The organism is Streptomyces sp. NPDC055815, from assembly GCF_053616475.1.
Genome location: NZ_JBSHDU010000063.1, coordinates 1 through 19,494, shown reverse-complemented (window position 1 = coordinate 19,494; position 19,494 = coordinate 1). Strand labels below are relative to the sequence as shown.

Below are 19,494 nucleotides of genomic sequence, written 5' to 3'. Positions count from 1 at the left end.
CGGGGCGGGACGGGGCGAGGAGGCCGGCACGACGGTCAGGGAGCGGCTGCGTGGCCGGTGGCGGGCAGGTCGGGCGGCGGCGCGCCGTGACGACGGAATGACCACGTCGGAGTACGCGGTGGGGACGATCGCCGCGGCGGCGTTCGCCGCGGTGCTCTACAAGATCGTGACCAGCGGGGCGGTCTCGGGGGCGCTGGAGTCGGTGATCGGGAAGGCCCTCGATGCGCCGTTCTGACCGGGGTTTCGTGACCGTCGAAGCGGCGCTGGTCCTTCCCGTCCTCGCGCTGTTCACGGTGACCCTGCTCTGGGCGCTGGCCGCGGCCGCCGCGCAGATCCGGTGTGTGGACGCGGCACGGGCGGGGGCGAGGGCGGCGGCCCGCTCGGAACCGGTGGCCTCCGCCGAGGCGGCCGCCCGGGCCGCCGCGCCCGAGGGGGCCCGGGTCTCGGTGGCGAGGGAGGGCGAGCTGTGGCGGGTGACGGTGGAGGCGGCGGCCCCGGGCCCCGGGGGCATGGGACTCACCCTCCGGGCCGGCGCGGCGGCCCTCGCGGAGGACGCCGTCGGTGGGGGAGCGGCATGAAGAGCGCCGAGGCCCGGGCCGGCCGGGGCGGTGATCGCGGGGCGGCGACCGTGTGGGTCGCGTTCGCGGCGTGTGCCTTGTGCGTGGTGTTCGGGGTGGTGCTCGCGCTCGGGCAGGCGGTGGCCGCCCGGCACCGGGCCGGCGGGGCGGCCGACCTGGCAGCCCTCGCCGCTGCCGACCGGGCCCTGTGGGGCGAGGCCGAGGCCTGCGCCGCCGCCTCGCGGGTGGCCGTCGCGCAGGGCGCCGAGCTGGCGCGCTGCGCGGTCCGGGACGGGATCTCGGACGTGACCGCCCGCGTCGTGCGCGGCCCGTACCGCCCGGAGGTCAGGTCGCGCGCGGGCCCCCCGGGGCAGGCCCCGCTCCCGGACGGGGCTCCTGAGCCGGCTCAGGCTCCGGGCGAGGCCTCCTGAGACGGTTCAGCGCCCGGAGTGGGCTCCCGGGGTGGTTCCGCTTCAGTCGAGGGTTCCGCCGCGGGTTCCTGGGCGGGTTCCGGGGCCGCGCGGAGGAGTTCCGTGAGGAGGCGGACGGCTCCTCGTTTGTGGAGGGGGTCGTTGCCGTTGCCGCACTTCGGGGACTGGATGCAGGACGGGCAGCCCGCCTCGCACTCGCAGGAGGCGATGGCCTCACGGGTGGCCGTCAGCCAGGCGCGGGCGGTGTGGAAGGCGCGCTCGGCGAAGCCCGCGCCGCCCGGGTGCCCGTCGTACACGAAGACGGTGGGCAGCAGCGTGTCGGGATGGAGCGGTACGGAGACGCCGCCGATGTCCCAGCGGTCGCAGGTGGCGAAGAGCGGCAGCATGCCGATGGAGGCGTGCTCGGCGGCGTGCAGGGCGCCGCCGAGGATCTCCGGGTTGATCCGGGCGGCGTCGAGCTGGTCCTCGGTGACGGTCCACCACACGGCTCGGGTGCGCAGGGTGCGGGGCGGCAGGTCGAGCTTGGTCTCGCCGAGCACCTCGCCGGTGATCAGCCGGCGGCGGAGGAAGGAGACGACCTGGTTGGTGACCTCGACGGAGCCGTAGCAGAGGCGGCCGGCTCCCCAGGGGATCTCGGTGTCGGTTTCGAGGACGGTGATGGAGGTGGTGTCGCGGGCGGTGGTGGAGTACGGGGGGACGGCCTCCTCGACGAGGGCCACGGAGTCCTTGAGGTCGAGCTCCCGCACGAGATAGGTGCGGCCCTGGTGGAGGTGGACGGCGCCCTCGTGGACGGCGGTGTGGGAGGCGGCCTCGTCGACCGTGCCGAGGAGGCGGCCGGTGCCGGCCTCCACGATCCGGACGGGGCTGCCGCCGCCGCCCCGGATGTCGGCCAGGTCGGCGGCCCGCTCGCGGCGGGTCCAGTACCAGCCGGTGGCGCGGCGGCGCAGCAGGCCGGCGCCCTCCAGCTGGGGCATCAGGTCGGGCGCGGCGGGGCCGAAGAGGGCCAGGTCGGGTTCGGTCAGCGGGAGCTCCGCGGCCGCGGCGCACAGATGGGGGGCGAGGACGTAGGGGTTGTCGGGGTCCAGGACGGTCGTCTCGACCGGCTGTTCGAAGATCGCCTCGGGGTGGTGGACGAGGAAGGTGTCCAGCGGGTCGTCCCGGGCGACGAGGATCGCGAGGGCGCCCTCGCCCGAACGGCCGGCGCGGCCCGCCTGCTGCCACAGGGAGGCCCGGGTGCCCGGGTAGCCGGCGATCACGACGGCGTCCAGGCCCGAGACGTCCACGCCGAGCTCCAGGGCGGTCGTGGCGGCCAGGCCGAGGAGCTCGCCGGAGTGCAGGGCCCGTTCCAGGGCGCGGCGCTCCTCGGGCAGGTAGCCGCCCCGGTAGGCGGCGACGCGGCGGGCGAGCGCGCGGTCGGTCTCGGCCAGCCGTTCCTGGGCGATCACCGAGATCAGCTCGGCGCCGCGCCGGGAGCGGACGAAGGCGACCGAGCGGACGCCCTGCCGGGTCAGGTCGGTCAGCAGGTCCGCGGTCTCGGCCGTGGCGGTGCGGCGTACGGGCGCGCCGCGCTCGCCGTGGAGCTCGGTCAGCGGCGGCTCCCAGAGGGCGAAGACCAGTTCGCCGCGCGGGGAGGCGTCGTCCGAGACCTCGGTGACCGGCAGGCCGGTGAGGCGGCCGGCGGCCAGGGCCGGCTGGGCGGAGGTGGCCGAGGCGAGGAGGAAGACCGGTTCGGAGCCGTACCGGGCGCAGATCCGGCGCAGACGGCGCAGCACCTGGGCGACGTGGGAGCCGAAGACGCCCCGGTAGGTGTGGCACTCGTCGATCACGACGTAGCGCAGGGAGCGCAGGAAGGAGGACCACCTGGGGTGGGAGGGGAGTATGCCCATGTGGAGCATGTCGGGGTTGGTCAGCACGTAGTTCGCGTACTGCCGGACCCACTCGCGCTCCTCGACCGGCGTGTCGCCGTCGTAGACGGCGGGGCGGATCCGGTTGCCGAGCGGGGCGGCCAGTTCCCGCACGGCGCGCCGCTGGTCTGCGGCGAGGGCCTTGGTGGGCGCCAGGTAGAGGGCGGTGGTGCCGCGGCCGTTCGGGGCCTCCGAGCCGTCCAGGAGGGTGCTGAGGACCGGGGCGAGGTAGGCGAGCGACTTGCCCGAGGCGGTGCCCGTGGCGATCACCACGGACTCGCCGTCCAGGGCGTGCTCGGCGGCCTCCGCCTGGTGGGCCCAGGGGTGCTCGATGCCGGCCGCCTGGATCGCCGCGATCACCTCCGGTCGGATGCGGTGCGGCCAGACGGCATGGCGGCCCTCCCGGGCGGGCATGTGCTCCGTATGAGTGATGCGCGCGGCCCGGCTCTCGCCCGAGGAGAGCCGGTCGAGGACCATGCCGGGAGAGGGGCGGCTGCCCGTTTCCCCGGCCGGACGACGGGGGCGGTGATTCTTGGCCATCGGCACCGAGTGTGTCACTGCCATGACGGACAATGCTTCCAAGGCGTCGTGCATGGCTGCTGGTAAGTGATTGAATGCCATCGCGGCTGGCGTTCCGTTCCTCGGCTCCGCCCCGGAGACCCGAGGGGACGATCGCCCGATAGCAAGGTGCTGGAGGATCCGTGGACCTGTCCCTGTCGACTCGCAATGTGTCCGGCGCTGGTGGTGACCGTACGGTCGTCGAGGTCGGTGGCGAGATTGATGTGTATACCGCGCCCAAGCTGCGCGAGCAGTTGGTCGAGTTGGTGAACGACGGCAGCTACCACCTGGTCGTCGACATGGAGGGCGTGGACTTCCTCGACTCCACCGGCCTCGGTGTGCTCGTCGGCGGCCTGAAGCGCGTTCGCGCGCACGAGGGCTCGCTGCGTCTCGTCTGCAACCAGGAGCGCATTCTCAAGATTTTCCGGATCACGGGTCTCACCAAGGTGTTCCCGATCCACACCTCGGTCGACGAGGCCGTCAACGCCGTCGACTGAGCCCAGGGGGTTCGCATGGCCACCGTTGAACTCCGCTTCAGTGCTCAGCCGGAGCACGTCCGCACCGCCCGTCTGGTGGCGGCCGCGGTCGCGCGCCGGGCGGGTGTGGACGAGGCGGTCCTCGACGAGGTGCGTCTCGCTGTCGGTGAGGCCTGTTCCCGCGCGGTCGGGCTGCACCGGAGCAACGACGTCACGACCCCCATCCGGGTCGTCCTGACCGAGGAGGAGAAGACGTTCTCCATCGAGGTCGGCGACGAGGTGCCGGGCGCGGGGGTGGCGGCGGCCGATGCCGTCGGTGTCCCCGGCGCGCGGGCCGCGGCCCCGGCCGAGGACTTCGACGACGCCGACGGCGAGGACGAGATGGGGCTCGCGGTGATCCGCGGCCTCGTCGACGACGTCGAGGTCAGCGCCGGCGAGGACGGCGGAACCATCAGGATGAGCTGGCCGGTGAGCTCGGCGGACGTCCTGCCCTGAGCGGTACCCGTACACGTACGAAGCGATGAGGCCCTGCACCGCAGGGCCTCATCGCCTTTTCCGGGTGTGCCCCGAACCGCCCCCGGCGTCCTCGCCCACGAATTGGTGCATCCCGGTCTGTACTGGTTCGTCTCCCTATGATCCGTCCCCATGTACCCCACAACTCTCGCCGCGGCGGTGCTCACGAGCGGGAACCGGACGATCGTGGTCGTCGTCGCGGCCGTCGCCCTCGCCGCGCTGATCGTCGCCCGGCTCATCGTCCGCCAGGTGCTCGCGGCCGGTGAGGGCACCGAGAGGATGAAGGAGATCGCCGCGGCCGTGCAGGAGGGCGCCAACGCCTACCTCGCGCGCCAGCTGCGGACCCTCGCCGTCTTCGCGGCCGCCGTGTTCTTCCTGTTGCTGCTGCTGCCCGCCGACGACTGGTCGCAGCGTGCCGGACGTTCCCTGTTCTTCCTGGTCGGAGCACTGTTCTCGGCGGTCACCGGCTACCTCGGCATGCGGCTCGCCGTACGGGCCAACGTGCGGGTCGCCGCCGCGGCCCGGGAGGCCACCCCGGCGCCGGGCGAACCCGCGAAGGACCTGAACGAGGTCGCCCACCGGGCCATGCGGATCGCGTTCCGTACGGGCGGGGTCGTCGGCATGTGCACGGTCGGCCTCGGACTGCTCGGGGCCTCCTGCGTCGTCCTCGTCTACGCCGCCGACGCGCCCAAGGTCCTGGAGGGATTCGGGCTCGGCGCGGCGCTCATCGCCATGTTCATGAGGGTGGGCGGCGGCATCTTCACCAAGGCCGCCGACGTCGGCGCCGACCTCGTCGGCAAGGTCGAGCAGGGCATCCCCGAGGACGACCCGCGCAACGCCGCCACCATCGCCGACAACGTGGGCGACAACGTCGGAGACTGCGCCGGCATGGCGGCCGACCTCTTCGAGTCGTACGCCGTGACCCTGGTCGCCGCGCTCATCCTCGGCAAGGCCGCCTTCGGCGACCACGGCCTCGCGTTCCCCCTGATGGTGCCCGCGATCGGCGTGGTCACCGCCGTGATCGGCATCCTCGCGGTCGCCCCGCGGCGCGCCGACCGCGGCGGGATGAGCGCGATCAACCGCGGGTTCCTGGTCTCGGCGGTGATCTCGCTGGCGCTCGTCGCCGTCGCCGCCTTCGCGTACCTGCCGTCCTCGTACGCCGAGCTCGCGGGCGTCACCGAGCCCGGCATCCGCGGCCACGGCGGCGATCCGCGGGTCCTCGCCCTGGTCGCGGTCGCCCTCGGCATCGTCCTCGCCGCGCTCATCCAGCAGCTCACCGGCTACTTCACGGAGACGAGCCGGCGGCCGGTCAGGGACATCGGCAAGTCCTCGCTCACCGGCCCCGCCACCGTCGTCCTCGCGGGCGTGGCGCTCGGCATGGAGTCCGCCGTCTACACGGCCCTGCTGATCGGGCTCACCGTCTACGGGGCGTTCCTGCTCGGCGGCACCTCGATCATGCTGGCGCTGTTCGCGGTGGCCCTCGCCGGGACGGGACTGCTCACCACCGTCGGCGTGATCGTCGCCATGGACACCTTCGGCCCGGTCGCCGACAACGCCCAGGGCATCGCGGAGATGTCCGGGGACGTCACCGGGTCCGGCGCGCAGGTCCTCACCGACCTCGACGCCGTCGGCAACACCACGAAGGCCATCACCAAGGGCATCGCCATCGCCACCGCCGTCCTGGCGGCGTCGGCGCTCTTCGGCTCGTACCGGGACGCCATCGCGACGGCGATCGCCGACGTCGGGGAGTCCGGGAAGGCCGGGGTGCTCGGCGAGGTGACACTCTCCATGGACATCTCCCAGCCCAACAACCTCTTCGGGCTGATCCTCGGCGCCGCGGTCGTCTTCCTCTTCTCCGGGCTCGCGATCAACGCCGTGTCCCGGTCCGCCGGATCGGTCGTCTACGAAGTCCGGCGGCAGTTCCTCGAACACCCCGGGATCATGAACTTCACCGAGAAGCCGGAGTACGGGCGGGTCGTCGACATCTGCACCAAGGACGCGCTGCGCGAGCTCGCCACGCCCGGACTGCTCGCCGTGATGGCCCCGATCGCCGTCGGCTTCACGCTCGGCGTCGGCCCGCTCGGCGCGTACCTCGCCGGGGCGATCGGGGCGGGCGCGCTGATGGCGGTCTTCCTCGCCAACTCCGGTGGCGCCTGGGACAACGCGAAGAAGCTGGTCGAGGACGGGAACCACGGCGGCAAGGGCAGTGAGGCGCACGCGGCGACGGTCATCGGGGACACGGTCGGCGATCCGTTCAAGGACACGGCGGGCCCGGCGATCAACCCGCTCCTGAAGGTGATGAACCTGGTCGCGCTGCTGATCGCCCCGGCCGTCGTGCGCTTCAGTTACGGCAGTGACGCGAGCGCCGGGCTGCGGGCCGCGGTCGCGGCGGTCGCGCTCCTCGTCGTGATCGGCGCGGTCCGCGCCTCCAAGAGGCGTTCGGTGACCGTCTCCTGACGTGGCGTCCGTCTCATTTCCGGTTGTTTACGGGGTGCACGTGAGGCTCATCCCTTGGTTCAAAAGGCTGCAATGTGGGACGAATGTGTCGCACGAAAGGTGGAAGTAGCCCGTTCGGCGTGTATGTTCCGGGGCCGAGAGCCTTGGAAGGGACCGATCCGTTGAACAAGAAGCTTGCGGCCGCACTGTCCGGCGGCGCGGTACTGGTGCTCGCGCTGTCCGGTTGCAGCAGTGACGAGGGCGACAAGGTGGGTGACTGGGCGAAGAGCTTCTGCGACCAGGCGAAGCCCCAGATCCAGAAGCGGGCCGACGCCCACCAGATCATCATCTCGACCGCCGCCGACAGCAAGCCGGCCGAGATCCAGGCCGCCGACTCGAAGGCGTTCCAGGACATCGCGGACGCCGACCGTGCCCTCGCCAAGGCCGTCGAGGCCGCCGGGGCCCCGCCCGTCGAGAACGGCGAGAAGGTCAAGCAGGACGCGATCAAGGAGCTCAACGCCACCGCGGTGGCCTACGAGGGGCTCAAGAAGCAGGTCGACGCGCTGGACCCGACGAACCAGCAGAAGTTCGCGGACGGCCTCCAGGGCGTCGCCGACGGCCTGACCAAGATCGAGAAGATGGACCAGAACGCCCTGGCCAAGCTGGAGGACGGCGAGCTGGGCCAGGCGATGGCCAAGCAGCCCGGCTGCCAGAAGCCGACGGCCTCGGTCCCGCCGAAGACCTCCGCCTCCCCGAACGCCGGCGCCACCTCCGACCCCACCAAGGGCGCGGACTCCGGTTCCTCGGACCCGAAGAAGAAGCCGTCCGCCACGCCGAGCAAGAAGGCCTAGGCGAGCAAGAGGCCTAGGCGAGCGAGAGGCGTAGGCGGGCCAGAAGGCCCAGGCGAGCAAGAAGGCCCAGGCGAGCGAGAAGGCGCAGTCGGCCCGGCGGTGGTGGCGATCGGCCGCGCTCCGCCGGGTCGGCCGCCCGGATGTCGGTGGCGGCCGTCACAATGGAGCGGTGAGTACGACCCTGTCTTCCCGCCTCCCGGTGCCCGCGCACGCCACCCGTCTGCGCGAGGCACTGCTCGCCGCCGACTTCACCGCCGACGGCCTGCTCGACCTGCTCGGCGCCCCGGCCTACGCGGCGCTCGCCCGCAGCGAGACCGTGCCCGCCCTGCGCGCCACCCGCGGCGGCTCCCCGCTGGAGACCCTCGTCAGGCTCTTCCTGCTCCAGGAGCCCGTCGCCGTCGACCGGGCCGCCGCCGCGCTCCCGCTCGACGAGGCCCTCGCCGACGGCTGGGTGGTCAGCGAGGACGGCACCGTGCTCGCCACGGTCGACGTCCGGCCGTACGGCGGACCGGACGGCGAGGACTGGTTCATCGTCTCCGACCTGGGCTGCGCCGTCGGCGGCGCCGGGGGCATCGGGAAGAAGGACGAAGGTGTCGTCCTCGGCGTCGGCGGTGCCTCCACCACCCTCGCCGGCATCACGGTCCGTACGCCGGTCTCCTCCGCGCTCGACCTCGGCACCGGCTCCGGCATCCAGGCGCTGCACGCCGCCCAGCACGCCACCCTGGTCACCGCCACCGACCTCAACCCTCGCGCCCTGGACTTCACCCGGCTCACCCTCGCCCTCTCCGGGGCCCGGGAGGCCGAGCTGCTGACCGGTTCGCTCTTCGAGCCCGTCGACGGCGACACGTACGACCTGATCGTCTCCAACCCGCCGTTCGTGATCTCCCCCGGCGCCGGACTCACCTACCGGGACGGCGGGATGAGCGGCGACGACCTGTGCCGCACGCTCGTCCAGCAGGCCGGGGAGCGGCTCAACGACGGCGGATACGCCCAGTTCCTCGCCAACTGGCAGCACGTCGACGGCGAGGAGTGGCAGGAGCGCCTCCGGTCCTGGGTGCCCCGCGGCTGCGACGCCTGGATCGTGCAGCGCGAGGTCCAGGACATCACCCAGTACACCGAGCTGTGGCTGCGGGACAGCGGAGACCACCGCGGCGACCCGGAGGCCTACCGGGCGGCGTACGACCGCTGGCTCGACGAGTTCGAGGCGAGCAAGACCCGCGCGGTCGGCTTCGGCTGGATCACGATCCGGCGGAGCGAGGCCGTGGCCTCCGGCGCCGTCGAGCCCTCGATCGTCATCGAGGAGTGGCCGCACCCCGTCGAGCAGCCCCTCGGCCCCACCGTCCGCGCCCACTTCGAGCGCCAGGACTACCTGCGCGGCCACGACGACGCCGCGCTTCTCTCCGACAGCTTCACCCTCGCCCCCGAGGTGGTGCAGGAGCAGGTCGGGCTGCCGGGCGCCGAGGACCCCGAGCACGTGGTGCTCCGGCAGAACCGGGGCATGCGCCGCGCCACCAAGGTCGACCACGTCGGCGCCGGGTTCGCCGGGGTGTGCGACGGCACGCTCAGCGCGGGCCGCATCCTCGACGCGATCGGGCAGCTGATGGGCGAGGACCCGGTCATGCTGCGGGACCGCACCCCGCAGGCGATCCGCCTCCTTGTCGAGGAGGGCTTCCTGATCCCCGGCTCCCTGCTGGGGACGGAGCCGTCCGGGACCGAAGGGGGCGGCGCTTGATACGGATCGAGCTGGACGAGGCCTCGCTGGGGGCGACCCGGATCGCGATCAGCCCGCTCCGTGACGCGTTCTGCGCGATGCACCTCGCGCTGCCCCACCGCCATCCCTCCTGGCCGTACCTGGAGTGGGTCGGGCAGGCGCGCGAGGTGTGGAGCGAGGACGACCGGCTCCGCCCCCTGTGGGAGCTGTTCGGGGTGGGGCGGCGCGAGAACTCGGACTTCCTGCTGCCCCGGCCGTTCGGCACGGTCCACGTCCACGAGGAGCTCGCCGCGCTGCGGACCACCGACCCGGCGTTCGTCCGCGAGCAGGCGGCCGTCTGCTACCCCGGCATGGAGGACGCGCCGTTCCTCCAGCCGTACCTGAAGGACCCGGAGGCCGCCTGCGCGGCGCTCGCCGACGCCTACGCCGCCTACTGGGAGGGCGCGATCGAGCCGTACTGGCCGACGATGCGCCGGCTCGTCGAGGACGAAGTGCTCGTCCGGGCCAGGACGTTCGCGACCGAGGGCGTCGACGCGCTGTTCGCGGGCCTGGAGGCCCGGGGGAGCTGGCGGCCGCCCGTACTCGAACTGACCAAGTACATCGACGCCGAGTACGCGCCCGGGGAGCGGCGGCTCGTCCTCGTGCCCCTGGTCTTCGCCGAGGGCTGCCGGCTCTACTCCACGGACGACCCCGAGGTCTTCGCACTCAGCTTCCAGGCCCGGGGCGCCGCCGCCCTGCGCGAACCGGCCGAGCCCCTCGCCGAGGACCGGCTCGGGCTGATGCTCGGCCGCGGCCGGGCGGCCGTCCTGCGCGAACTGGGCGGGCCCCTGACCACGGCCGGACTCGCCGACCGGCTCGGCCTCGCCGCCAGCACGGTCTCCGAGCACCTGTCGGTCCTCGCGGAAGCCGGGGTCGTGACCCGCCACCGCGTCGGACGCTCGGTGTACTACCAGCTAACGGACACGGGCCGGTCGCTGCTCGCGCTGCTCGCCGGGGAGGACGTCCTGCGCGCGGTCGCCTGACGATTCGGGGCCTCCCGAATCGATGGCCCGGCCCTCCCACCTGCTCCTATCGTCCGGCGCATGCTCGCAATCGAGGCGGACGCGCTGCGCCGCACCTACACCAGCAGGACCGGGTGGCCGCGGTCCCGGCGGACCGAGACCGAGGCCGTCCGCGGGGTCACCTTCGAGGTGGCGCCGGGGGAGCTGTTCGGCCTGCTCGGGCCCAACGGCGCCGGCAAGACCACCACCATCAAGATGCTCAACACCCTGCTCCTGCCGACCTCCGGCACGGCCCGGGTGTTCGGCCACGACGTGGCCCGCGACCCCGTCGCCGTACGCCGCAGGATCGGGTACGTCTTCGGCGGCGACCGGGGCCTGTACGACCGGCTGTCCGCGCTCGACAACCTCCGCTACTTCGCCGAGCTGTACGGCGTCCCCGCCCGCGACCAGAAGCGGCGCATCGCCGAACTCCTCGACCTCGTCGGCCTGCTGGGCCGGGAGAAGGAGCGCGTCGAGGGGTACTCGCGCGGCATGCGGCAGCGCCTCCACATCGCCCGCGGACTGCTCCACGGCCCCGACGTCCTCTTCCTCGACGAACCGTCCATCGGCGTCGACCCCGTCGCCGCCCGCGACCTGCGCCGCACCGTCGCCGACCTGGCCGCCGCCGGCACGACCGTCCTCCTCACCACCCACTACATGGCCGAGGCCGACGAGCTCTGCGACCGGATCGCCGTCATCGCGGGCGGCCGGATCCGCGCCCTCGGCACCCCCGACAGCCTCAAGTCCCGCGTCGGGGACCGGGACGTCCTCGACATCGAGGCGTACGGGGCGGGCGAGGAGGTCCTCGACCGGGTACGGCGGGTGCCCGGCGTACGGGGAGTGTCCGCCGAGGACCGGGGCACGGTCCAGACCGTGAGCGTCCAGACGGACCGGGGCGCCGAGCTGCACGCGCCGGTCCTGGCCGCCCTCGACGGCGTCCGCATCGGGCGGGTCGTCAGCCGTGAACCGTCCCTGGAGGACGCCTACATCGCGATCGTGGAGGAGGCGACGGGGTCCACAAGGGTGCCCGCCGCCACCGAGCCGGACGGGGTGCCCGCGTGAACCGCCCGACCGGCACGACCGGCTCGACCGGCCCGACCGGCACGATCCGCCCGACCAGCTCGACCGGCCCGATCCGCGTCCTGCGTCTGATCGCTGTCGGGGTCCGCACGCACGTCTCGTACATGTCGCGCTCCCCGATCGAGATCACCTTCGCCGTCCTCGTCCCGCTCGTCTACGCGACCCTCGCCGTCTACCTGTTCCGCGCCGCAGGCGACCCCGACCGGCTGCTCACCGCCTCCGTCGGCGCCGGACTCATGGGCATCTGGGGCTCGGTCCTCTTCGGCTCGGGCGGCGCCGTGCAGAACCAGCGCTGGCTCGGCACCCTGGAGACCCTCGTCGTGGCGCCGACCCCGCTCGCGCTGGTCCTCCTGCCGATCACCCTCGCGACCGCCGTCATCGGCACGTACGCGATGGGCGCGACCGTCCTGTGGGGCGTCCTCCTCTACGGAGTGCCGCTCGACTTCGCCCACCCGCTGCTCTTCCTCCTCGCCGTCCCGGTGTGCGTCCTCGCGCTCGGCATGATGGGGCTGCTGCTCGCCGCGACCTTCGTCCTGCTGCGCAACGCCAACGCCCTCGCCAACCCCCTCGACACGCCCGTCTGGCTGCTGTCCGGGCTGCTCGTCCCCGTCACCGTGCTGCCCGCCTGGACCCACCCGATCTCCTGGGCGCTGCCCACCACCTGGGGCGCGCGGGCCGTGCACGCCGCGACCTCCGGCGGGCCCTCCGCCGGGGAGGTCCTCACCCCCCTCCTCGTCGCCCTCGCGCTCGGCGCCGGCTACGCCCTCGCCGCCGTCCTCGTCCTCGGCCGGGTGGAGCGCCGGGCCCGCGCCGCCGCCACCCTCGCCCTCGCCTGAAAGGCCACCGTCGGATGTTCCGCTTCCGCAGCCGACTGCTCGGCTTCCGCTTCCACTCCACGTCCCGGCTGCTCGTGGTCGGCGGGGCGATCTCGTACCGCGCCCTGTTCAACTGGACGACCCCGCCCATGTTCATCGGAACGCTGCTGGTCGGACCGCTCCTCCAGGTCTTCTTCTTCGTCTTCCTCGGCAGGGAACTCGGCGTCGCCGACGATCGTTTCCACCTCGTGGGCAACGCCGTCCTCGCAGCTTCCACCTCCTGCGTGTACGGCGGCACGATGGCCGTCGCCAACGAGCGCCGGTACGGCACCCTCGGGGCCGTGCTGCTCTCGCCCCGCCGCCGGGTTCCGCTCTGGCTCGGACGAGCTCTCCCGTACGTCCTCAACGGGCTGTTCGTCAGTGCCTTCGTGCTCACCGTCGCCGCGTTCGTCCTCGGGCTGCCCGTGCCCGCAGGGGCGCTGCCCGGGCTCGGTCTGGTGCTGCTCACCGCGGCGGCCGCCTGCTCCGCCTTCGGGCTCGCGCTCGGGGCGCTCGGGCTGCGCTTCCGCGATGTGTTCCTGGTGTCGAACGTGGCCAGTTCGGTGCTGCTGCTCCTGACCGGCGCCGCCGTGCCGCGCGAGACGCTGCCCGAGTGGATGCGGGTCGCCGGCGAGCTGCTGCCGCTCACGCACGCGGCGGACGCGGCGCGCGCCCTGACCGCCGGCGGCGGTCTGGACGGGCACCTGCTCGGTGCCGAGCTCGCGGTCGGCGCGGGCTGGGGGCTGCTCGCCGTCGTCCTCCTCGCGGTCTTCGAGCGGGGCAGCCGGCGCCGCGCCACGCTCGACACGATGTGACCGGACGACTACCGGCCATCTTCGTGAACCCGTGCGCGTCGGCCCACGCCGTTCACCCGGAGTTCGCGCCCCCGATGCCCGGAGGTGCCAGCCTCGCCCGGGAGAGGCGAACACCGCAGGTGAACGGAACGGGGTACGGGCATGGAGAGCGGGCCGGCGATCTTCGCGGGGGCGGCGTTCACGCTGTTCGGAGGCGCGCTGCTGCTGTGGACCACCGTGCGGACGCTGCACCGTGAGCCCGTGGCGCACGGGGTCGCCCCGCGCACCGCGGTCGCGCTGACGAGCCTCTCCGGTGCCGCCTTCCTGGGCCTCGGCCTCTGGTGCTTCGGTCAGATCTGAATCCGGTTCCGCTTCGGCGTCCGATCCCCTTCCGATCCGCTTCCGATCTTTTTCCGATCCCCCTCCGATCCCGCTCCGATCTCTTTCCGATCTTTCCGGCTCGCACCCCCCGCCCCGCCGGTCCGGGAGTCCGGGCGGCAGGAATGCCAGGACTCGGGTTACCGTTCGAGTGGCCGTTGCGGGCTTTTGCCGTTTGACACGGGGGCGGGTTGTACCGTCACACTCCGCAGCGACGGGAGCGTCACCGTCCGTGCCGCTGTCGTACGTGCCAGTGCCGTACGTGCCAGAGAGTGTCGATCCGGAGAGAAGAGCGAAGTTGTCCCCGACCAGCGAGACCGCACACGGCGGCCGCCGACTCGTCATCGTCGAGTCGCCTGCCAAGGCGAAGACGATCAAGGGCTACCTCGGCCCCGGCTACGTCGTCGAGGCGAGCGTCGGGCACATCCGCGACCTCCCCTCCGGCGCCGCCGAGGTGCCGGAGAAGTACACCGGCGAGGTGCGCCGCCTCGGGGTCGACGTCGAGCACGACTTCCAGCCCATCTACGTCGTCAACGCCGACAAGAAGGCGCAGGTCAGGAAGCTCAAGGAGCTCCTCGCCGAGTCCGACGAACTCTTCCTCGCCACCGATGAGGACCGCGAGGGCGAGGCCATCGCGTGGCACCTCCAGGAAGTCCTGAAGCCCAAGGTCCCGGTCCACCGGATGGTCTTCCACGAGATCACCAAGGACGCGATCCGCGAGGCCGTCGCCAACCCGCGCGAGCTGAACCAGCGCATGGTCGACGCCCAGGAGACCCGCCGCATCCTCGACCGGCTGTACGGCTACGAGGTCTCGCCGGTCCTGTGGAAGAAGGTCATGCCGCGGCTCTCCGCCGGCCGTGTGCAGTCCGTCGCCACCCGTCTCGTCGTCGAGCGGGAGCGCGAGCGCATCGCGTTCCGTTCCGCCGAGTACTGGGACCTCACCGGCACCTTCGGCACCGGCCGCACCGGTGACGCCTCCGACCCGTCCTCCCTGGTCGCCCGGCTGAACACGGTCGACGGCAAGCGCGTCGCGCAGGGCCGTGACTTCGGCGCCGACGGCCGGCTGAAGACCGAGAACGTGCTCCACCTGAACGAGGAGAACGCCCGGGCGCTCGCCGCCGCGCTCGCCGAGACCTCGTTCTCGGTGCGCTCGGTCGAGTCGAAGCCGTACCGCCGCTCCCCGTACGCCCCCTTCCGGACCACCACCCTCCAGCAGGAGGCGAGCCGCAAGCTGGGCTTCGGTGCGAAGGCGACCATGCAGGTGGCGCAGAAGCTGTACGAGAACGGCTTCATCACCTACATGCGTACGGACTCCACGATCCTCTCCGACACCGCCGTCGCGGCGGCGCGGGCGCAGGTCACGCAGCTGTACGGCGCGGACTACCTGCCGGAGAAGCCGCGCGTCTACGCGGGCAAGGTCAAGAACGCGCAGGAGGCGCACGAGGCGATCCGGCCTTCGGGTGATCGTTTCCGCACCCCGGCGGAGACCGGCCTCACCGGCGACCAGTTCAAGCTGTACGAGCTGATCTGGAAGCGGACCGTCGCCTCCCAGATGAAGGACGCGACCGGCAACTCGGTCACCGTGAAGATCGGCGGTCGGGCAGCCGACGGCCGTGACGCCGAGTTCAGCGCGTCCGGCAAGACGATCACCTTCCACGGCTTCATGAAGGCGTACGTGGAGGGGGCCGACGACCCGAACGCGGAGCTCGACGACCGCGAGCGGCGGCTGCCGCAGGTCGCCGAGGGCGACGCGCTGACCGCCGAGCAGATCACGGCGGACGGCCACGCGACCAAGCCGCCGGCCCGCTACACCGAGGCCTCGCTGGTCAAGGAGCTGGAAGAGCGCGAGATCGGCCGCCCGTCGACGTACGCCTCGATCATCGGCACCATCCTCGACCGCGGCTACGTCTTCAAGAAGGGCACGGCGCTCGTCCCGTCCTTCCTGAGCTTCGCCGTCGTCAACCTCCTGGAGAAGCACTTCGGGCGGCTCGTCGACTACGACTTCACCGCCAAGATGGAGGACGACCTCGACCGCATCGCCCGCGGTGAGGCCCAGTCCGTGCCGTGGCTGAAGCGCTTCTACTTCGGCGAGGGCGAGTCCGGCGGAGCGGGCGGCGCGGCGGACGCCGGGAACGGCGACGGCGACCACCTCGGCGGCCTCAAGGAGCTCGTCACCGACCTCGGCGCGATCGACGCGCGCGAGATCTCCTCCTTCCCCGTCGGCAACGGCATCGTGCTCCGCGTCGGCCGCTACGGCCCCTACGTCGAGCGCGGCGAGAAGGAGCAGGAGGGCCACCAGCGGGCCGACGTGCCCGACGACCTGGCGCCCGACGAGCTGACCGTCGAGCACGCCGAGGAGCTGCTCGCCAAGCCGAGCGGTGACTTCGAGCTGGGTACCGACCCGGTCAGCGGCCACGAGATCGTCGCCAAGGCCGGCCGCTACGGCCCGTACGTGACGGAGATCCTGCCCGAGGGCACCCCGAAGACCGGCAAGAACGCGGTGAAGCCGCGCACGGCCTCCCTCTTCAAGTCGATGGCCCTCGACACCGTCACCCTGGAGGACGCGCTCCGGCTGATGTCCCTGCCGCGGGTCGTCGGCACCGACGCCGAGGGCGTGGAGATCACCGCGCAGAACGGCCGCTACGGCCCGTACCTGAAGAAGGGCACGGACTCGCGGTCGCTGACGGACGAGGAGCAGCTCTTCACGATCACCCTCGAAGAGGCGCTCGCGATCTACGCCCAGCCCAAGCAGCGGGGCCGGGCCGCGGCCAAGCCGCCGCTGAAGGAGCTGGGCACCGACCCGGTCAGCGAGAAGCCCGTGGTCGTCAAGGACGGGCGCTTCGGCCCGTACGTGACGGACGGCGAGACCAACGCCACCCTGCGCACCGGCGACAGCGTGGAGACGATCACGCCCGAGCGCGGCTACGAGCTGCTCGCCGAGAAGCGGGCCAAGGGTCCGGCGAAGAAGGCCGCCAAGAAGGCCCCGGCGAAGAAGGCCGCGGCGAAGAAGACGGCCACGAAGACGGCGGCGAAGAAGACCACGGCCGCCAAGAAGACCGCCGCGAAGAAGACGACGACGGCCAAGACGGCCACGGCGAAGAAGACCGCCGCCAAGAAGACGGCGGCGGCCAAGCCGGAGTAGTCCCACGGTGTACGCGTAGGAGGGCGGGAGCGGTGCTCCCGCCCTCCTACGTTTGTTCGGGCGCGGGCCGCGGGGAGCAAGGCCGTCCGGATAGGGTGGACGGATGACGCGAGCAGAGCAGCCAGACCGCCTGGGCGATTCCGACGCCGCACTCGTCGCGGATTCCCGGGAGCGCGCCGTACGCGCCCTCTTGCGCCACCAGCCGCTGCGCCGGCTGTGGAGCGCCCATCTGGTCGGCAGCACCGGCGACGCCCTCGCCGTTCTCGTCCTCGTCCTCCTGGGCCTCCAGGCGGCCGTCACCGAGGGCGCGCTCGGGGGCGGCTACCGGGGAGCCGCGTTCGCCGTGGCGACGGTCGTCGGCGCCCGCCTGCTCGCCGCTGTCCTCTTCGGGGCCGTCCTCCTCGGGCCGCTGACCGCGCTCACCGGGCCGTCCGGCCCGCTGGACCGGCGCTGGACCATGATCGGCGCCGACGGGCTGCGGATCGCGCTGCTGATCATCGCCCCGCTGTGGATCGACTGGCTCCCGGGCAGTGCCCTCTGGTACCTGCTCGGCACCGTCTTCGTCACCGGTGCGGCCGAGCGGCTGTGGACCATCTGCCGCGAGGGCGCCGCGCCCGCGCTGCTGCCCGCCCCGCCACTGGAGGGCGCCGCCGTACGGCCGCTGCCCGACCACCTCGGCGCGCTGCGCCGGCTGTCCCTGCGGACCGGCTTCCTCGCCGTCCCCGCCGCGGCCGCCGTGCTGCTCGTCGCCACCCTCGTCGGGAACCTGCTGGGCGTCGGACTCGACTGGTTCTCGCTGCACCAGGCGGCCCTCGGCTCGTACGTCGCGGCCGGCCTGTTCGCCGCCTCCGTCACCGTCCTGTACGCGATGGCGCTGCCCGGCGAGGAGACGCCCCGGCCCCGCTCGCCGCTGGAGGGCCTGCGCCGGCCGACCCCGAAGGCCGGCGAGGGCGAAGGGAAGGGCCGCACCGGCGCCCTGCCGCTGCTCGTCCTCGCATCCGCCACCGTCGCCGGGGCGATCGCCGCGGCCGCGTCGGTCGCCGTGCTCCACGCCTTCGACCTGGGCGGCGGGCCCGTCACGTACGCCCTCCTGATCCTGGCGCTCGCCGGCGGCACCGCCGTCGGCATCCGCACCGCGGGCTCGGTCCTGCCGGTGCTGTCCCGGCGCCGGCTGCTCGCCCTCGCCACCACCGTCACCGGCGTCGCCCTGATCGCGATGGGCCTGGTCCCGGACACGGCGACCGTGCTGTTCCTCGCCGTCCTCGCCGGGTACGCCGCCGGGGTCGCCGCGAACACCGGCCACACCCTCATCGACCAGGAGACCGAGGAGCCCCGCCGGGCCCGGACCACCGAGCACCTCCAGGCCACCGCGCGCCTCGCCATGGGCCTCGGGGCGCTCGCCGCGCCGCTGCTCGCCGCCGCGATCGGGCCGCACCGGCTCGCCTCCGGGGACTTCGTCTTCGCGCACGGCGGCGCCGCCTTCACGCTCGTCCTCGTCGGCGCGCTGCTGCTCCCGGTCGCCGCGCTGCTCCTCGCGAAGACCGACGACCGTGCGGGCGTCCCGCTCCGCCGCGACCTGCGCGACGCGCTGCGCGGCTCCGACCCGGTCCAGGCGCCGTCCCCGACCGGTTTCTTCATCGCCCTGGAGGGCGGCGACGGGGCCGGGAAGTCCACGCAGGTCCAGGCGCTCGCCGAGTGGATCCGCGCCAAGGGCCACGAGGTCGTCGTCACCCGCGAGCCGGGTGCCACGCCGATCGGCAAGCGGCTCCGCTCGATCCTCCTCGACGTGTCGTCGGCGGGGCTGTCGAACCGCGCCGAGGCCCTGCTGTACGCGGCGGACCGCGCCGAGCACGTCGACTCCCTCGTCCGGCCGGCCCTGGAGCGGGGCGCGATCGTCCTCTCTGACCGGTACATCGACTCGTCCGTGGCCTACCAGGGCGCGGGCCGCGACCTGTCCCCGACCGAGATCGCCCGCATCTCGCGCTGGGCGACCGACGGTCTCGTACCGAACCTGACTGTCGTCCTCGACGTCTCCCCGGAGACCGCGCGGGAACGGTTCACCGAGGCGCCCGACCGGCTGGAGTCCGAGCCGCCGGAGTTCCACGCGCGCGTACGGGCCGGTTTCCTCGCTCTCGCCGCCGCCGACCCCAGCCGCTACCTCGTCGTCGACGCCGGCCAGGAGCCCGAGGCCGTCACCACCGTCGTACGCCACCGGCTCGACCGGATGCTGCCGCTCTCCGAGGCCGAGGTGAAGGCCGCCGAGGAGGCCCGCCGGAAGGCCGAGGAGGAGGCCCGGCGCCTCGCCGAGGAAGAGGCCGCCCGCAAGGCCGAGGAGGAGCGTCTGGAGCGCGAGCGCCAGGAGCAGCTCGCCAAGCTCCGCGCCGAGGAGGAGGAGCGCAAGCGGCGCGAGGAGGAAGAGGCGCGCCGCCTGGAGGCCGAACGGCAGGCGGAGGAGGCCCGTCGCAGGGCCGAGGAGGCACGCCTCGCCGCCGAGGAGGAGGCCCGTCGCCTCGCCGCCGAGGAGAAGGCCCGCCAGGAGGAGCAGGAGCGGCTCCGCAAGGAGGCCGAGGAGGAGGCCCGGCTGCGGGCCGAGGCCGAGGAGCGCCGCCTGGAGAAGCAGCGCAAGGCCGAGGAGGCCCTGCTGCGGGCCGAGGAGGCCCGCCGGATGGCCGAGGCCGCCGCGGCCGCGAAGGCCGCGGAGGAGGCAGCGGCGAAGGCCGCCGCGGACAAGCTCGCCGCCGAGGCCGCCGCGAAGGCGGCGGCGGAGCG

General features: G+C 73.2%; 16 protein-coding genes. 15 read left to right on the top strand and 1 reads right to left on the bottom strand.

What is annotated here, in order from left to right; all coding sequences use genetic code 11:
- Positions 1-46 precede the first annotated feature (46 nt).
- From ACWGN5_RS31070 to ACWGN5_RS31060, 3 genes are read left to right on the top strand one after another with little or no spacing between them, the layout of a single operon-like run.
- Complete coding sequence (locus ACWGN5_RS31070; RefSeq protein WP_453521378.1) at positions 47-235, top strand: DUF4244 domain-containing protein; 189 nt, start codon at positions 47-49, stop codon at positions 233-235.
- Between the two features lie 10 nt (positions 236-245).
- The gene (locus tag ACWGN5_RS31065; RefSeq protein WP_453521321.1) at positions 246-578 is read left to right on the top strand and encodes a TadE family type IV pilus minor pilin; all 333 of its coding nucleotides are present in this window, start codon (positions 246-248) and stop codon (positions 576-578) included.
- Entirely contained in the window at positions 575-988 is a 414-nt protein-coding gene (locus tag ACWGN5_RS31060) for an Rv3654c family TadE-like protein (RefSeq protein ID WP_453521320.1), read from the top strand. Before ACWGN5_RS31065 ends, ACWGN5_RS31060 begins: the two co-directional genes overlap by 4 nt.
- Here the strand turns inward: ACWGN5_RS31060 and ACWGN5_RS31055 are convergent.
- Entirely contained in the window at positions 964-3,513 is a 2,550-nt protein-coding gene (locus ACWGN5_RS31055; protein ID WP_453521317.1) for a DEAD/DEAH box helicase, read from the bottom strand. The genes ACWGN5_RS31060 and ACWGN5_RS31055 overlap by 25 nt on opposite strands.
- A gap of 80 nt (positions 3,514-3,593) precedes the next feature.
- On the opposite strand from ACWGN5_RS31055, the gene ACWGN5_RS31050 reads away from it, so the two are divergent.
- The 12 genes from ACWGN5_RS31050 to tmk form a co-directional block, all read left to right on the top strand.
- Complete coding sequence (locus tag ACWGN5_RS31050; RefSeq protein ID WP_015034520.1) at positions 3,594-3,947, top strand: STAS domain-containing protein; 354 nt, start codon at positions 3,594-3,596, stop codon at positions 3,945-3,947.
- A gap of 15 nt (positions 3,948-3,962) precedes the next feature.
- Positions 3,963-4,421 carry an ATP-binding protein gene (locus ACWGN5_RS31045; RefSeq protein WP_453521314.1) on the top strand — a complete coding sequence of 153 codons (459 nt, stop codon included), beginning with the start codon at positions 3,963-3,965 and terminating at the stop codon, positions 4,419-4,421.
- Positions 4,422-4,571: 150 nt separating this feature from the next.
- Positions 4,572-6,896 (top strand): sodium-translocating pyrophosphatase, encoded by a 2,325-nt coding sequence (locus ACWGN5_RS31040; RefSeq protein WP_453521311.1) that lies wholly within the window; start codon positions 4,572-4,574, stop codon positions 6,894-6,896.
- A gap of 161 nt (positions 6,897-7,057) precedes the next feature.
- Positions 7,058-7,726 carry a small secreted protein gene (locus ACWGN5_RS31035; protein ID WP_453521309.1) on the top strand — a complete coding sequence of 223 codons (669 nt, stop codon included), beginning with the start codon at positions 7,058-7,060 and terminating at the stop codon, positions 7,724-7,726.
- Positions 7,727-7,895: 169 nt separating this feature from the next.
- Positions 7,896-9,458 carry a DUF7059 domain-containing protein gene (locus ACWGN5_RS31030; protein ID WP_453521306.1) on the top strand — a complete coding sequence of 521 codons (1,563 nt, stop codon included), beginning with the start codon at positions 7,896-7,898 and terminating at the stop codon, positions 9,456-9,458.
- Positions 9,455-10,459, top strand: coding sequence for an ArsR/SmtB family transcription factor (locus ACWGN5_RS31025; protein WP_453521304.1), 1,005 nt, complete (start codon positions 9,455-9,457; stop codon positions 10,457-10,459). Before ACWGN5_RS31030 ends, ACWGN5_RS31025 begins: the two co-directional genes overlap by 4 nt.
- 60 nt (positions 10,460-10,519) lie before the next feature.
- Positions 10,520-11,539 carry an ATP-binding cassette domain-containing protein gene (locus tag ACWGN5_RS31020; protein WP_453521303.1) on the top strand — a complete coding sequence of 340 codons (1,020 nt, stop codon included), beginning with the start codon at positions 10,520-10,522 and terminating at the stop codon, positions 11,537-11,539.
- A complete protein-coding gene (locus ACWGN5_RS31015) occupies positions 11,536-12,393 on the top strand; it encodes an ABC transporter permease (protein WP_453521300.1) in 858 nt (285 codons plus the stop codon). The genes ACWGN5_RS31020 and ACWGN5_RS31015 overlap by 4 nt, the downstream gene beginning before the upstream one ends.
- Positions 12,394-12,407: 14 nt before the next feature.
- Positions 12,408-13,226, top strand: a complete 819-nt coding sequence (locus ACWGN5_RS31010; RefSeq protein ID WP_453521297.1) for an ABC transporter permease — start codon at positions 12,408-12,410, stop codon at positions 13,224-13,226.
- A gap of 141 nt (positions 13,227-13,367) precedes the next feature.
- Positions 13,368-13,565 carry a hypothetical protein gene (locus ACWGN5_RS31005; RefSeq protein ID WP_453521296.1) on the top strand — a complete coding sequence of 66 codons (198 nt, stop codon included), beginning with the start codon at positions 13,368-13,370 and terminating at the stop codon, positions 13,563-13,565.
- Between the two features lie 316 nt (positions 13,566-13,881).
- The gene (gene topA / locus ACWGN5_RS31000) at positions 13,882-16,725 is read left to right on the top strand and encodes a type I DNA topoisomerase (protein WP_453521293.1); all 2,844 of its coding nucleotides are present in this window, start codon (positions 13,882-13,884) and stop codon (positions 16,723-16,725) included.
- A gap of 103 nt (positions 16,726-16,828) precedes the next feature.
- A partial coding sequence (tmk, locus tag ACWGN5_RS30995) for a dTMP kinase (RefSeq protein WP_453521291.1) occupies positions 16,829-19,494 on the top strand: 2,666 nt, incomplete at its 3' end.